The sequence below is a fragment of the Streptomyces mauvecolor genome, assembly GCF_039532965.1.
In the GTDB taxonomy this organism is placed as follows: domain Bacteria; phylum Actinomycetota; class Actinomycetes; order Streptomycetales; family Streptomycetaceae; genus Streptomyces; species Streptomyces violascens.
The window spans coordinates 1-15,348 of sequence record NZ_BAAASQ010000001.1; the positions used below are offsets into that span (position 1 = coordinate 1).

At 68.1% G+C, this 15,348-nt stretch carries 12 protein-coding genes; 11 read left to right on the plus strand and 1 reads right to left on the minus strand.

Annotated features, from left to right (window positions below; translation table 11 throughout):
- The first annotated feature begins 1,193 nt into the window (after positions 1-1,193).
- Both ABD346_RS00005 and ABD346_RS00010 read left to right on the plus strand, forming a co-directional pair.
- On the plus strand, positions 1,194-1,886 hold the full coding sequence (locus ABD346_RS00005; protein ID WP_344370311.1) for a hypothetical protein: 693 nt from the start codon (positions 1,194-1,196) through the stop codon (positions 1,884-1,886).
- The gene (locus tag ABD346_RS00010) at positions 1,883-2,305 is read left to right on the plus strand and encodes a MarR family transcriptional regulator (RefSeq protein ID WP_344370313.1); all 423 of its coding nucleotides are present in this window, start codon (positions 1,883-1,885) and stop codon (positions 2,303-2,305) included. The genes ABD346_RS00005 and ABD346_RS00010 overlap by 4 nt, the downstream gene beginning before the upstream one ends.
- Before the next feature lie 83 nt (positions 2,306-2,388).
- Here the strand turns inward: ABD346_RS00010 and ABD346_RS00015 are convergent, their stop codons facing one another.
- Positions 2,389-4,365, minus strand: coding sequence for an AAA family ATPase (locus tag ABD346_RS00015; RefSeq protein ID WP_344370314.1), 1,977 nt, complete (start codon positions 4,363-4,365; stop codon positions 2,389-2,391).
- Positions 4,366-4,774: 409 nt separating this feature from the next.
- On the opposite strand from ABD346_RS00015, the gene ABD346_RS00020 reads away from it, so the two are divergent.
- From ABD346_RS00020 to ABD346_RS00055, 9 genes are all read left to right on the plus strand, one after another.
- Positions 4,775-4,936: a hypothetical protein gene (locus ABD346_RS00020; RefSeq protein WP_344370316.1), complete on the plus strand. Its 162-nt coding sequence runs from the start codon at positions 4,775-4,777 to the stop codon at positions 4,934-4,936.
- Positions 4,937-5,027: 91 nt separating this feature from the next.
- Complete coding sequence (locus ABD346_RS38560) at positions 5,028-5,279, plus strand: DciA family protein (protein WP_381225412.1); 252 nt, start codon at positions 5,028-5,030, stop codon at positions 5,277-5,279.
- Positions 5,280-5,509: 230 nt separating this feature from the next.
- Positions 5,510-7,135 (plus strand): hypothetical protein, encoded by a 1,626-nt coding sequence (locus ABD346_RS00025; RefSeq protein ID WP_344370317.1) that lies wholly within the window; start codon positions 5,510-5,512, stop codon positions 7,133-7,135.
- Complete coding sequence (locus tag ABD346_RS00030) at positions 7,132-7,878, plus strand: hypothetical protein (protein ID WP_344370319.1); 747 nt, start codon at positions 7,132-7,134, stop codon at positions 7,876-7,878. The genes ABD346_RS00025 and ABD346_RS00030 overlap by 4 nt, the downstream gene beginning before the upstream one ends.
- A gap of 3 nt (positions 7,879-7,881) precedes the next feature.
- Positions 7,882-12,459: a coiled-coil domain-containing protein gene (locus tag ABD346_RS00035; protein ID WP_344370321.1), complete on the plus strand. Its 4,578-nt coding sequence runs from the start codon at positions 7,882-7,884 to the stop codon at positions 12,457-12,459.
- Complete coding sequence (locus ABD346_RS00040; protein ID WP_344370323.1) at positions 12,456-13,571, plus strand: hypothetical protein; 1,116 nt, start codon at positions 12,456-12,458, stop codon at positions 13,569-13,571. Before ABD346_RS00035 ends, ABD346_RS00040 begins: the two co-directional genes overlap by 4 nt.
- A gap of 550 nt (positions 13,572-14,121) precedes the next feature.
- A complete protein-coding gene (locus ABD346_RS00045) occupies positions 14,122-14,331 on the plus strand; it encodes a hypothetical protein (protein ID WP_344370324.1) in 210 nt (69 codons plus the stop codon).
- Positions 14,332-14,537: 206 nt separating this feature from the next.
- Positions 14,538-14,855 (plus strand): hypothetical protein, encoded by a 318-nt coding sequence (locus ABD346_RS00050; RefSeq protein ID WP_344370326.1) that lies wholly within the window; start codon positions 14,538-14,540, stop codon positions 14,853-14,855.
- Positions 14,855-15,340 (plus strand): hypothetical protein, encoded by a 486-nt coding sequence (locus ABD346_RS00055; RefSeq protein WP_344370327.1) that lies wholly within the window; start codon positions 14,855-14,857, stop codon positions 15,338-15,340. Before ABD346_RS00050 ends, ABD346_RS00055 begins: the two co-directional genes overlap by 1 nt.
- Positions 15,341-15,348: the final 8 nt, after the last annotated feature.

A 15,348-nucleotide genomic window follows, 5' to 3' on the forward strand; every position in this document is an offset into this window, starting at 1 on the left:
CCCGCGGAGCGGGTTCCATCGCGCTGCGCGCGATGCAGTGAAGAGCCGCGCTCCGCGCGGCTCGAACTCCGTTGCTCCGCAACGGAGTTGTGCCCGCTTCGCGGGCACCGGCCCCCAAAGGGGCCGTCAAGTCCTGCGCTCCGCTACGGACTTGTGGTGGCAGCTCCCCACCACCACAGAAGAGACAGACGGCCGCTGCGCGGCCTGACAGCGGGCCAGCTCCGCAGCCCCGCACGGCCCTTCCGGCTCCGCCTCCAGAACCAGAACAGCCCGCTACGCGGGCCAGGCTGGCTGCGAAACAGATCGGCTGGTGCATCACATCGAAAACAGCATGTAGCTTTGGGGAATTTCGAGCACTACCCCAACCACACTCCACGCCACTTAGCGAACCCGAGACGAGAGCCGCACGAAAAACCGAGACAAGGAAACCCGTCAGCAATCGGCACGCCCGGAAAACAGAATACCCACCCGCACCCAACACCACGCCACACGAGGAATCCTGACGAAACCTCAAAACAACCCAGCGAGCCGAAGAACACAGAGCCCCGCCAGAGACCCGACCGAAGAGCCGACCCGGGAGCCCTGGCCTGGATGGACCCCAAGCCCGCAGACGGCCACACAGGCCGCCACACCACCCCAACCCGCGCGAGGCCCCCGACCGAGCGCACCACAAACCACCCACCACGCGGCGGGCCACCGGCCCGACGCCCACACCAACCCAGCCCAGCGCAGCACCCCCACCGACACGCAGGTTCACCGCCGTGGCGTGATGCTCCCGGATGCCTCCGCCGGGTGGCAACTATGAGATTGGGGAAGACTTGCGTTTTTGCTGGTCACAGCGTTGCGAATGAGGTTTGGGTGTCTACTCAGGAGGGACATTGAGGGCTTGGACTGTCCCTCCTGAGTAGACAGAGGAGGAACAAAAAGTCAGAAATCCTGACGCCTGGACACGCGGTTATGTCAGGAATCCTGACTAGTTGGCATCCCAGAGGCCCTCATTCACTGATGCGCTCGGACCGGGTCGGCTTCCCGCTGGACGACTGCCACTTGTCGAACGACCGGGCCGGTCGTGTGTCACTCCAGGGGTGACACACGACGCGCCAGAAGTCAGAAATGCCGACTTGAAGGTCAGGAGTGCTGACCTTCTGCTACGTTGCTGCTCGTCAGGGATCTTGAAATATGGAGAACGTCCCGTGCCTGAGTCGCAGCGCCGCCGCCGTGTCCCGAAGCCTGCCGACCCTGCCCTGAAGCCTGATCCACTGGCCGCCTTCGGCTCGCGTCTGGCCAGCATCAAGGGGCTCGACGACCTCGCCCGTCAGTACCCCGGCCGGGACATCACCGTGGGCCGTCAGCGCCAGAAGGTGGAGTTCTACTCCAGCCCTGAACGCCCGAACGCCTTCGCCATGGTGGCCCTGGAGTTCCTGCTCGTCATCGCGCAGTACTACCGCGAGGCACTTCCCCTGCGCCTGATCCTGCTGCTCATTGCCGGGCAACGCGCAGGAGGCGAAGTCCCCCTCACCCAGGACGACATGGCCGCGATCCTGGACGTGCCCCGGCAGAAGGTCAACCCCGCACTGCAAGACATCATGGAACACGGGATCCTCGTCAAGAAGCGCCCCGGCGTCTACCAGTTCAACCCGCCCTACTCCTACGTCGCAGCCGAACTTCTCCGCGGCACCGACGGGCGCACCGAGTATGTTCAAGTGGACCAGGCAGACGCTCTTGAGGAGCTTCGTGCCGGACCTCTGCCGGAGCTGGTGCGCTACCCGTCGTTGCAGCACATGCGCGAAGCCATCGACGAACTGCGCCAGCAACGGGCCGAGAAGCGCCGTGAGCGCCGCGAGAAGTTCGAGGCGCACGGAAGGGACCGAAGGGACCAGGGATGAGCAACGGACTGCTGTTTGCGCCCGTCAACGCAGAGGGCGTCGTCGCGGCCCTCGACCTGCCAGGTCCCGCGTACCGTGTCCTTTTCGCCCTGCGCTCGCGCAGTGAGGCCGGCGGCCGGGCAGAGATGGGACAGAACGAGATCGCAGCCCTCCTCGGTCTCAGCCGCCCCAGCGTCACCGCAGCCCTCCGCGAACTGATACTGGCCAGGCTCGTGAAAAAACAGCGCAACGGCGTCTACCGAATCAATGCCATGCTCGCCGGGTACGAATCATTCTCCGACGCGCAACGCGCCATCGAGGACATGGACCTCGCTGACCGGCTGGACGACCCGAATTTCATCGCCCGCTACCGCCAGGCCGTCGAGGACTACCGGGAACAACTCGCCCGCGATCGGCGCAAGAAGCTTCATGTCGCCTGACGGGGCGAACTGGCTGACGCCCGCCCACGCAGGACGACGTACGGGCCCCGGGCATCATTCCGGGAGCCCGTGTACTGGCGGACTCAGGCCCTGAGCTTCTCGAAGACCGTCTCGAATCGGTCGAGGGTCTCGTTGTCGACTTGCTCGAAGAAGGCGTCCTTGTCGCGGGTGAGCTGGTGTGCAGGTCCAACGTGGTCGAAGTCTCGGGGCCGCTGCTGCTTCTGGCGGGCGATCCCGAGTCGCATGAGGATCGGAGTGGGTTTGTCGGTGGTGATCAGATCTGGCTCATTGACGGTGACCTCGGTGGCTCTGTTGTACAGCCAGAGGTAGTCCTTGGCGGAGAACAGGTCCTCGATGTCAGCTGTCTCGGGGAGCCCCTCGAGTTGCCCGATGACGGTGATGTGGGAGGTGTCGACGTTTGCGGCCTCGGCCGCGCTGAGGACCTTGGAGGTCACCCTGGTGGTCTCAGCTCCGTCGATGAGCGCGCGGACGGACAGGCGGCGTCCCATGACGGCGACGAAGGCCGGCATATTGCCGATGCCGCCGACCGGGATGATAGCCAGTCGCGGATCGAGCCCGGTTCGGCCCTTGCTGATCAGGTAGTCGGACATGCGCATGAGGAAGACGAAGTCGCTGCTGCCCTCCACGATCAGGAGGGGGCCGGCTCCGAGAAACAGGTGTTGCGACACGGAGTATCCGAGCGCCGCCTCCACCGGCAGGATCGTCTTGGGGTCTGCGGACAGGCTGACCGAGGTGATGACCACGCCCAGGTTCGGGTCGTCGCGGGTTGCCTGGTCGTGGATGGCGCGCATGGTCTCGTACCGCGTGGGGTCGATCATGTGCTGGGAGTGGGTGGTGTAGAGGACCTGTTGATTGGGTCCGAGCTGTCCGTAGACGTACCGGACGAAGTCGCCCTGGGCCTCGCCGTGCAGGCTGGTGCCCGGTTCGTCGAGCAGGACCACGACCCGCTCATCGGTGTCGCGGTAGGCGCTGAACGCGGCGAGGAAGGAGAAGAACCACTGGAAGCCGGTGGAGCGGGTGGAGAAGTTGGTCTCCACCCCGCCGTGCCGGTCGTCACGTAGCTCGATCTTGAGGAGCCGGCGATGGGGCTGTGGCTGACCGTCGGGGGCCAGGGGCATGGGGATCAGATCGGTGTCGAAGACGACGGTGAGGGCGTCGTTCTGCTTCCAGTATGCGAAGACCTGATCGCTCAGGTCCAGGCTCGCAGCTTGGAGTTCGGCCTTGCGGCTGTCGTAGTCCTCATCCAGGAAGTCTGCGGGGCCCTCGCCGGCAAGGCGCAGCAGAGACATCATGGTCTCGTCTCCGCGCTCCCACTGGTGGGTCTGCGCCCGTTCGGTGAGCGCATGGAGGTCGCACTCGCCAGGGAGCAGTTCGTAGGTGGAGAAGTAGAAGAACCGGGGGAGCAGCCCGATCAGTTGCTCTTGCTGCTCGTCGTCGAGCCTCTCACCGACGTACTGCCTGTACTTGTCCAGCTCGGTCGGGACCTGCTCGATCGCCTTGACCCGGGCCGGCTTCTTACCGCCGCCCACTTCCTTTGCCTGGGCCTTCGCTGCGGCACTCACGGCCTCAATGGTCGTGTGGTCTCCGGCGATGGCCTCACGGTCCTCCACGTCGTCGACGCCGACTTCTTCGAAGACATGGTTCAGGACGTCCTCGAGTGCGCAGTACACCTCAGCGTCGAGGCTGCCGTCATACCGCCGTGATGCCCTGACGTAGGTACCCGCCGGTGGGCGCACACCGACCAGTTCGTCGAGTGCGTCGAAATCTGCATCTTCCAGTGCGAACGTGGCCGCCACCGGAGCGACCCTGCTGAGGTCCTTGGAGCGCCGGTCCCTGGACAGATGCCGACGCGGATAGTCAGTGGTGACGTGGAAATCGTCTGCGTTGTTGGCCGGGTTCAGCCGATGCAGAGCTTTGAGGATCGTCGTCTTGCCTGACTCGTTCTTACCGATCAGACATGTGACCTCAGGATCGACCGCCATAGTCTGCTTGTTCGTGATGTTACGGAACGCCTCGACCTCCACGGACGTCAGCAGCATGGCGCTCCCTTCCAAGGGCCTCATCGCCCCTGCATGTACAGCGGCAGCATGAGACCCGGCAGACGGGACAGGAGCGACCGCGTGTTGTGGCTTGATGCGACAGTATGGATCCCGCCACCGCCAGGGCGTCTCGCTTTCCATAAAAGGGGTGGCTCACACCGCGCGGGCCGGAACGACGGGCGGGGCTTCGCGCACTACCTGACCCGGGCGCGGCTCGGAGGGAACCGTGCGCCCGGATCAGCGGTGCGCGGGTTCTCGTACACCGCCGCCCCAGTCCCATTCAATGCCTGCAAGGTGCCGACAGGACCCGTGCCTTTCGCCGAGGGACACCTGCGAGTACGTCACCAAAGCGAGGTGTCCTATGCCACCAGAGGCACGCGGATCAATGTCTGGTCGCAGGCTGGGCGCCGTGGCAGACCTCAAGAACTCTGCGGGCTTCAAAGCCCCGCTCGCCCGGGCCGAGGCCGAGTTGCACACCCGCGGCTTGGGCATCCAGCCGCGCTCTGCTCTGCGCTACATCGACCCAGCCATGTTGAGGCTGTTGTCGTCCATGGCGAGCACCGTGCGGTGAAACGGCATCTGGATCTTCAACGCCAAGACCCGCCGCCGCCCCATGCAGCACCTACCGTGGTGCTCCGGCGCAGTCTCGTGGGAGGTAGACGATGTCGCTGTCACGCCCCGGCTGGTTCGCGGACCTCTGCGTCCGATGGCCAGCCGTGCTTGGACCTGAGCTGTCGGACCACGTTGAGCCCCTGGGTGTGGATACCGAAGGCCGCCTTCATGTCCGGTGTACGACGCCCCCCTGGGCCACGCAGGTCGCTCTGCTGTCCGAAACCGTCACCATCCGCATCAACGCCAGCCTGGCCGATGGGGCTTCCATCACCGGCATCACGGTGACCTCCTCCAGGCGCTGAACCTCGATCGGCGGGTGATCTATCGGCAGGTCCGAGTGGTTGCCGGATACGCCGGATCCACGTGCACGGCGCCGATCAGGTGCCGCTCTCGTTGCTGGTAGACGCCAGTGCTTCAGGGACAGGAGCACCGGCTTTCATTCGTTTGGGCGCGCGCCGAAGCGGTGACGAATTAGCAGCTTTTCATATGTTTTGTCAGTGTCAGCTGATCCACTGCTGGCATGGCAGAACACATGGATCCCCGCGACGGCTTCGGCAGTCCGGAGGAAGACGACATCGAGGCAATGGTCCAGGGCCTGCTGGACCGGGAAGAACGCCGGCTGCTTGACGCCGCGCCGCATATGTCCGACGGCGTTGAGGAGTGGCAGGCGCTGGTGGCCGAGGCCGGATTCGTCCGGCGCAGTTCGGTATTGGCGCGAGGGGCCCCGCTGCACCGCATCGATCAGCGCCAGGCGTGGCAGCGCTTCCCCCGAGACCTCTACGACCCACGCACTCTCGCCCTGGCCGCGCTGGAAGTGGTGGTGAGTCGGCAGGAGATGGAGGCGGAGGCGACGACAGAGGAGGTGATCGAGTTCTTGGCCTCCCTGGCGGCATCCGCAGCGCCTGAACGAGCGGCATCGGAGCACCGGGCGGTGGCCCGGTTCGTCTTGCGTGAGCTGCTCAACGATGCGCAGCACGGGGAGGAGTTCGAAGTCTGCTACAGCGACTACCGCGATGGGCACCAGAGGGTGAGCCTGTCGCTGCGGATGCTGGAGGAGGGCATCGGGCGACGTGGCCAAGGCGTGCTGCGGGCCACGACGGTGGCCATCAACCTGCTGCTGTCCGGGCTGGAGCACGACCTCGAGGACGAGCAGGCCGCCAAGGACACAATGCTGCGCCGCCAGGTGGCAAGCGGCCGGTGGGGACGTGCGGAAGAGAGCGCGGCGGAGAGCCTGAAGCTCTCCCTCATGTACTGCGAGCGCGTGCGCACGGTGTTGGAGGAGACCGAGCGGGATATGCGGGCGGTGGACTGGAGCCAGGACGTGCCCGCGCTCCTGCAGGCCTCCCGTAAGCACCTCGGTGAGCGCCACAAGGTCGAGCGCGAGCTGATGGAGTACATGCGCGGCGTTCGTAATGACGTGGAGGACTCGGATGTACGGCGAACCTGCGAGCGGGTCCTGCAGCTGTTGAAGCGGGCGCATCTGCGGCATACGCAGCTGTTGGCCAAGGTCATCGACGCGCGTCCGGCGTTCTTGCGCTCCCAGGCCGAGCAGCGTTTCCGGCCTCCGCCGCGCCTCGCGCTCGTGGGGGTGCAGGAGGACGTGCTGCAGCCGCTTCTCCGCCTTGGTATCGAGGAGGCTGAGGTGATCGCGAGCCTTTTCGCCGACGCGGTCGGCGGCCCGGTCATCACCCGGCAGCCGCGGCTTCGGGACTGGTGGGACTCGCTGCTGGCTCCGGCCCGGGACGTGCAGCAGGCGGTGCCCGAGCAGGAGATCGAGTTGATCGCTGACGATGCCGGTGACGTGTCCTTCTACAGCGAGGAGGACTTCGCGGCTGCTCACAGCGTGCTGATGGAGTCCCTGCGTGGGCCGGTCCGGCTGTCCCAGCTGCTTGAGCAGGCGCTGGAGCGGTCGGTGGAGGCGGCCGATCTGCTGGCCGTGTCGGCGCTGCGTGCCTACGCCCCCGACCCCGAGGAGTGCGAGGAGGACGAGGTGGTGGACGAACTGGCGGACCTGCTCGACGAGCACCTGGTGGTCCTCGACGACGGCACCCTCTTCGATCTCGGCCCGCTCGCCGGAAGCGACCTGCTGCTCGTCCCGGCAAACCCGCTGATCCCCGATCCCACCTACGCCGACGACGGCATGGAGGTCTTGGTATGACCACGAGCACGTGCATCTACTCCCTCACCGACCTGGTGGACGCCTCCGTACTGGTGAGGTTCGGCTGCCAGCCGCGGCTTCGGCCGCTCCAGTTCCCGCAGTACCGGGCGCTGCTGAACCGCTATCGGATGGACGGGCCATTCCGCGACGCGGTGGACGCGGCCGCCGAGGGCTTGGACCTGGACGTGAAGGAGGCGCACCCGGTCGAAGGGCTGATCCTGCTCCCCAGGGAGGGGTCCTGGCTGTCCTACCGCCTCAAGGACAATCCCAAGCTGGGCGTCAATGACCGTCTCGTGCTTGGTCTCGCTCACGTCGCCGTCGCCGCGCGCGCCTACCCCACGGCGGCGGACCTCGAAGACGAGAGCGTCAAGCGGATCTCCCTCGCAGACGTCGATGACTTCCTGCGACGGCTCACCGACAAGCTCCGCGAGGCGGCCGTGGACGGGGACGGCCTGGCCGTGTCCCACCCCGGTCTCCAGGCTGCGTGGCAGCTGTACTCCAAGCTTCCGCCCTCCCGGTTGACACCGACACGGCAGCTGTCGCAGTCCAGCACCCAGCGGGTGATCAAGGAAGCGTTGGACTGGCTGGTGGATCAGGGCATGGCCTACCGCGCCGACGAACTCGGGCCGGGACACTACCGGCTCGCCCACCGCTTCCGCGTCCACGTACGCGAAGCGGCCGCCTCGGCGGCCTACACCGCGCTGTGCGACCTGCGCCGCGCTCACCTCGCTGAGGAGGACTGACTCATGCTTCAACTCCGACGTTTCCGGCTGGAGAACATCGGCCACCGCGCGGCCGGCTTCAAGTCTCTGGTGCTGGATCTGACCGGCGGACCGAGCTTCCTCGATGGCCGTCCCTTGCAGCCGGTCGACGTGATCCTGTGGCTGCGCAACGGCGGCGGCAAGTCGAGCCTGCTGTCGCTCCTGTTCAGCCTGCTGCTGCCGGCCAAGAGGGACTTCATCGGGGCGGCCAAGACCAAGTCGCTCGCCGAGTACATCCCCGACGGGCAGGTCTCCCACGTGATCGCCGAGTGGGGCGACTCCGAACGGCCCGCATCCGGTGCGGTCCTGCTCACCGGGGGCGTCTACCAGTGGCGCGACCGGCAGCGTCCGGCGGACGTGAGCAGTGGCTGGGAGCGGCTGGAGCGCCGCTGGTACCTGCTGCGGCCCCAGCCCGGCGGGACGGAACTGGACTCCCTGCCCGTACGCACCAAGGACGGCCAGCTCACCATGAGCACGTACGTCAAGGAGCTGCAGGCGGCCAACAAGGCGGAACGCCGCCTTCAGCTGGCTGTGGTGGATGAGCAGTTCGAATGGGAAGAGCAGCTGGACAACCATGGCCTCGACCCTCAGGTCCTCAAGATCCAGAAGGCCATGAACCAGGAAGAGGGCGGCATCACCGACCTGTTCAAGTTCCGTACCGCCGAGGAGTTCATCGACTTCCTCATCGACATGGTGGTCGACACGGGCGCGCCCACTGCGGCGCGTGAGGCGCTGTCCAAGCATGCCGACAAACTGGCTGCACGGCCCGCGCGGGAACTGGAGGAACGCTTCCTGGCGCAGGCCCTCTTGCTGCTGCGGCCGGTACAGAAAGCCTCGGCCGAGGTCGCCTCCGCTGAGCAGGCGCTCTATCAGCAAGCCCGGCTCGCCCGGCGGGCAGGCGAGCACGTCCTGGCCCAGGCCGGACGTCAGGAACAGCAGGCGGGCGCCCTGCGGCAGGAAGCCGAGGCCATTGCGCGCGAGGCTCAACAGGCTGAGAACCGGGTCAGCGAACGCCGCCACCGCGTGGCCGTGGTGCGGGAGGCGACCGAGCTGCTACGGAGGGGGGACCGCGAGCGTGAGCACGCCGCGCAGCGGGAGGCGGCGGGTGACGCGGAGCGGGAGGCCGCGGCCTGGAAGGCGGTTCCCGTGCTCCTGAATCTGGCTGACCAGGAGCACCAGCGCCGCGAGATCAAACAGCTGCTGCTCCGGGTGCAGAGCGAACAAGCCCCGTTGCGGAAGGCCGTGGAAGGGGCCGGCGCCGCCTTGTATGCCCGGCTCGAAGACAGCTTCATCCGGCTCGCCGATGAGATGGAGCAGGCCCGTGCCGACGCCGAGGAAGCCGGCATGCGGGCTCAAGCGGGTGAGCAGGGGCACGAGGAGGAAACGGCCGCGGCCGGACGTGCCGAGAACCGTGCCACGGCCGCGGAGGCACAGCGAGAGGAAGAACAGGCAAAGATCACGGCTGCCCGCCGCAGCGGTGTCCTCGGTGAGCAGGAGGAGCCGCCCGAGGCCCTGGACAGGCTCACCCGCGAGAAGGCGGCAGCCCAGGGGCAGGTGGAACAGGCCCAGTCCCAGCTCAAGGCGGCTCGCGAGCGCGCGTCCTCCCTCGCGGCGGAACGGGTGGTGTGCGCCGAGCGGCTCAATGCTGTTCGACAGCAGCACGACCTCGTTTGGGAGAAGTGGAACACGCTGTCCCAGGAGCGCCGAGCCCTGGCTGTCGAGCCGCGGCTGCGAGAACTGGCGGGGATTGCGGACGCGGCAGCCGAGCTGGACCTGGACGAAGCCGGCGCCGACCTCCTGGCCCTGCTCGCCGACCAAGTGGCCGACGCCGACACGGAGCTGGCCGCCGAGCGGGCTCAGGCGTTCGAGGACGAGCGACTGCGCGAGGCCCTGGAACAGGACGGATTCTTCCCCCCGCCCCGCGAGGTCGAGCAGGCCGTGGCCGCGCTGCGACGTCGCGGGGCCAACGCGGTCGCCGGGATGCGGTTCCTGCGCGAGACGGTACCCGCCCACCAGCACGACGCCGTGATGGCGGCCATCCCTCATCTGATCGCCGGAGTGGTCATCTGCGGACCCGTCCCCGGCGGGGACCTCGCAGCCCTGGCCCGGCAGGCCGACGTCGCACTGCCCACGGTGATCACCGTCGCCGCCGACGTCCAGGCCCGCGCTCTGCTGTCCCAGCCCCCAGGCGACATCGCGGTCCTGCCCATGCGCCGCTCGGTGCTCAACGCCGAAGCCGGCGAAGAGGAACTGCAGCGCGTCACCACCCGCTTGGACACCCTGGAAGAGCGCTGTGCGGCCATCGCACAGCGCAGGGAAGACGACCGCAGCCTCAGCGGGCGGCTGCACGACCAACTGGAAGCGTTCGGCCCACGGGCACAGGCTGAGCTGGCGGAACTCCTCGGCCGACTCGACGACGAAGTGAACACGCTGACCGAGCGCACGAGCGGGCTGATCCGCCAGGCCGCGGAAGCCGAGGACGCCGGCCGCGGAGCAGAGCACCGGCTGAAGCAGCACACCAACGCGCTGATGGCACTCACCGCCACACTCCCCAAGGCCCAGTCACTGGTGGAGGCGGCCCACGCAGTCGAGCGCTGTACGGCACAGGCGCAGCAAGCCCGTACCGAAGGCCGAGAACACCGCAGCGCCGCCCAGGATTTCAAAGACCGATGGAACAAGGCCCAGAAAGAGCACCGGGCGGCACAAGCTGCGCTGCGCCACGGCGAAGAACGCAAGAACCGCTGGACCAGCTGGGCGGATGAGATCCGGCAGGAGCTCTCCGCCGAAGCCCTGAGCTCCAGACGACCCGCCACCTTGCCGGACGGCAGCGTGCAGGCACTCCGTGAGCGCTGGGTACAGACCCGCCAAGACTGGGTAGCCGGTATCAGCGACACTGCCCTCCAACAGCGGCTCACCGCCGCAGAGACGACCATCGAGAGCCTCAACGAGAAACTGGCCGAGAGCGGAGCCGCAGCACGCGCGCGAGCCGCCGAGCTCGTCACCGAGGGCGCGACGATGGATACCGAGCGCCTCACCACACGCCTCGCGGCCGCAGAACAAGTCCGCCAGGACGCGGCACGGGCCGAGGCACACGCGGAGCTGTTGCTGCGGCAGGCCGTCGGCGCACACGAAACAGCGGCCGCCGCGCTCGATGACATCCCCGGCGCCAAACAGCTCACGTTCCCCACAACCCAAGAGGCGCAGGAGGAACTGCAAGCAGCCGAACAGCTGTTGGAGGAGGACCTCGGCCTGGCCCAGGTGCGGCTCCTGGATGCCGAGAAGACCCACCGCCGTGCCGACCAGGCGGCCAGTCATGCCGCTCAGTTCCGCCAGTCGGCCACCGCCCTCAAGGCTGCAGGGGAGCATCAAGCCCCCGGCGAGAGCCCCGAAGACACTGCAGAAATGACCGCCGATGCGGTCCTGCTCGAACAGCACGGCCTGTCCCCGGCGACCGCACCATCCCTGGAGCCACCAGCCGCCGAGCAGCTCAAGGACACTCTCGTCCACGCGGTCGACCAGGCCCACCGCGCCCTCGAACGCTCCCGCAGCACCCTGCACAAGGACGTGCGCAAGGTGGAACAGCTCGCCGTTCAGCCCGAATACGTTCCCGTCGTCGACGGACGGCTGCGCGAACGCCTTCAGCACGACCTCACCGCCCCCACCCGGCTCGCCGGGCTCCTGGAAGACATCGAGGAGCGCGAACAGCAAGTCATCGGGCTGCTCGCCGAGTCCGCCGAAGACCAGGCCCGGGTCGTGGATGCCTGCGCCAGCACAGTCGAAGCGGTCCTGGACAGCGTGGAAGAGGTTGCCCGTCATTCCCGTCTGCCCCAGAATCTCGGCAGTTGGTCCGACCAGCGGTTCCTGTCCCTGGAGCTGCGCCAGCGCGCCCGCGGCAGCGAGCTGGCCCGACGGCTGTCCGCCGAGGTCGACCGTCTCATCACCGTCCTGCCCGCCACTGCCGCCGGCCGGGCCAGCGCCCTGCCCGACGCGCTGCCCCTGGCCAAGCGGCTTGTCCTGGCCGCACTCGGCGGCCGTGGCAACGTCGTCGCGAAAATCATCAAGCCGACCCAGAGCCTGGATGTCGTCGAACGTGAATCCGTGACCGAGATCCAGAAGTTCAGCGGCGGCGAACTGCTGACCGTGTCCGTCCTGCTGTACTGCACACTCGCCCGGATGCGGGCCGCCCAGCGCGACCGGCGAACCTGCGGCGGGGTCGGCACGCTGGTCCTGGACAACCCCTTCGGGAAAGCCAACTACGGGCCGTTCGTCGACCTGCAGCGCCGCGTCGCCGCCGCCCACGGCATTCAGCTCATCTACACCACCGGCTCCAACGACCTTCCCGCGCTGGGCCGGTTCCCCCTCATCATCCGCATGCGCAACGGCATGGATCTGCGCACCAAGCGCCGCTACGTCCAGATCCTCGACCGGTACGGTGACGCCGTCGCGGACGGGGTCGCCCGCGCCCAGGACGACGGCATCGCCGCCGCGCACCTTCTGCGCCGCGTCGTGCTGTCCCCCAAACCCAGCCAGGGCGGCGAGGCCGCCGAGCAGGAGGCCGGGTGACCGCCGCTGCCCACATGGCCGCGTGCCTCGCGCAGCATGCCCGCCAGCGCGTCGACTTCGACGCGCTGGCGGGCGCCGCCGAGGCGGGCGACTCCAGTCTGCCCGCCTCGCCACGGCGGCGCCGTATCCTCGCCGACGCCGCCCACTCCCTGGAACAGCGCGGCCTGGCCATGCTGCCCAAGGGCAAGAGCGGCTGGGACTACAGCGCTCATCCCCCGCTCCCCCGCTGGGTCCAACGCCCACCGGCAGGCAACACCCGGCGTCGGCCGTCGGACCCGCAGGTGTACGTCGCCCAACTCGACCCGGTCACAAGCCAGCGCCTGTCGGCGGCCGACCACACGCTGCTCGGCCCCATCAGCACGCTGCTGCGCGACCAGCCGGACGCCGAAATCGTTCCGCTCGCCGACCGCTCCTATCAGCTGTACGGCGACGAGAAACGCCTCAAGAACATCGAACGCCACCACCTCGTCACCAAGGGCCTCCTCGACGTCACCACACACCTGCGGGCCAGGCCCACACCCGCCCCGCTGGCGATGTACGAACTCGGGCCCGCACCCTGGCTCCTCATCGTGGAGAACACCGCCGCGTTCACCAGCCTGCGCGACATCCTCGGTACCTGGCCCGACCGCAGCCAGGTCGGCTGGCTCGGCTTCGGCGAAGGCGACCACCTCATCGCCTCCCTCCCCACGGCCCTGACCTCCTTCCGCGAACGCGATCACCCCGTTGACACCCTGCTGCTCTACGCAGACCTCGACCTCGAAGGCCTGCACTGCGCCCAGAAAGCCAGCGCCCGCGCAACCGCCATCGGGCTCCCCCCACTACTCCCGGCCACCGGCCTCTACCAGGCCCTCCTCACCCGGAAACCACGCCCCCACCCACCCGCCCCGGTCGACCAGGCAGCCGCAGCGGCTGCCTGGCTCCCGCCACATCTCGCTCGCACCGCGGCACAGATGCTCACCGACGGGCTCGTCCTGCGCCACGAAGCCCTCCCGCTGCCCGAGCTCCGCGCCACGCTCACCCCCCACGCACCCCTGCTGGCCCAACTCCTCGACGGGGGCCCACCAGAACGCCGCACACGCCGCCCGCCCCCCGCGCAGGAAGACCACAGATGAACCCCCATCGCCTGTCGGCTGCTCCGTCCTCGCGCGGTGCCGCTGCGCTCTCATCTAACCCACGGACCTGGAGCGACATCTTCACCACGACCATCGACGCCCTCCCCGTCGAATGCGTACGTGACCCCAACGCCACTCTCCCCACCTGGGGCCTCTACACCCCCGGCCGCTACAGACTCGACGACTACCTCGGCACCCTCCACATCCGCGACACCGACAACCTGTGGCACGTCCAAGCCACCGGCGAGAACCACGTCTCCTTCAGTGATGCCGTCCGCGCCCTGCGCCGTCCGCCCACCTGGCACGAAGACCGCGCCCGTGCCGCTGGCCCACTGACAACACCGCTGATCCCTCTGGCAGCCAAGCCCGTTCCGCATGGCCTTCACGCTGGTGCCGATCTCCGGCCGCTTCCGCAGATAGACGGAGGCGGCGGGGACAGGGCGCACACGCCCTGCGGGAGTCCCCGGGGCGCGGTGGCCCAGGATTTCGTGGACCGGCGCTTTCCCTTCGCATGGCAGGCTCTCGGGCCATGAACCCTGGAAGATTTCGCGTGACCACCCAGTTCCGACCCGAAGGCCCCAGCACGGAGGGCTATTGGAATGACCGGCAGGTGGCCGAAGGCAAGTTCCTCGGCGAGGTCGGTCTCTACGGCTCCGGCGAAACCGTGATCCGCCTGGCCGAAGAGTCTGCCGACGGCCGGTATGAGGTCGTCAAATCCTGGTCACAGCGCACCGGCATGGTCACAGGAGACGTGGCGTGATCGGACCGGCGCCGGTTGGGCCGTGTTGATCACCGAGTGGCGTCCGTACCTGCTGATCATCGCCACCGTGATCGCGGCGGCGCCGCCCGGTGCGATGATCACCGTTCTCCCCCGCCAGAGTGAACCGGCCTCTGTTCAGCTCGACTTCGGCCTGCCATCCTCGCTACGAAGATCACTCCATGTGGAAGATCTATGGAGGGGTACTGATGCGCGCAGGGACCAGGACACTGACCGCGGGGATCGGCGTGCTTGCCGTCCTCGCCGCCTGGCCTGCGGGCGCGGCGGCGGTCACGGGTGAGGAGCCCTGCCGGATCAACACCGACGCCGCCGTCATCCGCCAGGCCCCGTCGAAGAACGCGGCGAGGGCCGGGATCGGCTACCGCGACCAGACGTGCCGCTTCCACGGCTACACCCGCGATGTCACCTGGGCACACATCACGATGAAGAACTCCGGGGTGGACGGCTGGGTCAACCGCGACCTGATCTCCACCGCCAAGGAGCAGCTCGCCCCCACCGGCCCCTGATGCGCTCGACACACCGGCTTCGCCTGCTGTTTGCGGTGGGCGTCGTCCTGCTCGCCACGGGCTGCGTCACCGTCGCTCACAAGACCGTGCCGCACGGCGGGGAGTTCATGCCCCAGGGCGCCCGCCTCACCACCGTGGCCCCGAGGTCCCTCTGGCCCGACCCCGTACAGCCGCCCGCCCGCGAGACACTGGCCCCTGCCTACGGCCCATCCCCCGCCACCACTCCGGCACCGGCACCGGACAGCAGCGTAGGGACGGCGGACCAACCGGGTCACGACCAGCCGCAGCCTGCGGCCGCTCCCGCCCACCGCGACCGGGGCAACCGGGACCCGAGCACGGCCCGGCACTCCACGCCCGCACCCCCTCACCGGGCCCACCCCCATCCCCGCCCTGAGTACGACCCCGGTGCCGTCTGCGCGTGGGCGCAGGGCATCCGCCTCGACCCGTCGGTCGTCCGCGCCTGCCGTGAGCAGCTGAGCCGTTGATCTCTTGG

Coding starts and splice junctions, on each gene's coding strand:
- ABD346_RS00030 (WP_344370319.1), top strand. CDS start 7,132: ATGACCACGAGCACGTGCATCTACTCCCTCACCGACCTGGTGGACGCC.
- ABD346_RS00050 (WP_344370326.1), top strand. CDS start 14,538: ATGCGCGCAGGGACCAGGACACTGACCGCGGGGATCGGCGTGCTTGCC.
- ABD346_RS00035 (WP_344370321.1), top strand. CDS start 7,882: ATGCTTCAACTCCGACGTTTCCGGCTGGAGAACATCGGCCACCGCGCG.
- ABD346_RS00015 (WP_344370314.1), bottom strand. CDS start 4,365: ATGCTGCTGACGTCCGTGGAGGTCGAGGCGTTCCGTAACATCACGAAC.
- ABD346_RS00010 (WP_344370313.1), top strand. CDS start 1,883: ATGAGCAACGGACTGCTGTTTGCGCCCGTCAACGCAGAGGGCGTCGTC.
- ABD346_RS00055 (WP_344370327.1), top strand. CDS start 14,855: ATGCGCTCGACACACCGGCTTCGCCTGCTGTTTGCGGTGGGCGTCGTC.
- ABD346_RS00025 (WP_344370317.1), top strand. CDS start 5,510: ATGGATCCCCGCGACGGCTTCGGCAGTCCGGAGGAAGACGACATCGAG.
- ABD346_RS38560 (WP_381225412.1), top strand. CDS start 5,028: ATGTCGCTGTCACGCCCCGGCTGGTTCGCGGACCTCTGCGTCCGATGG.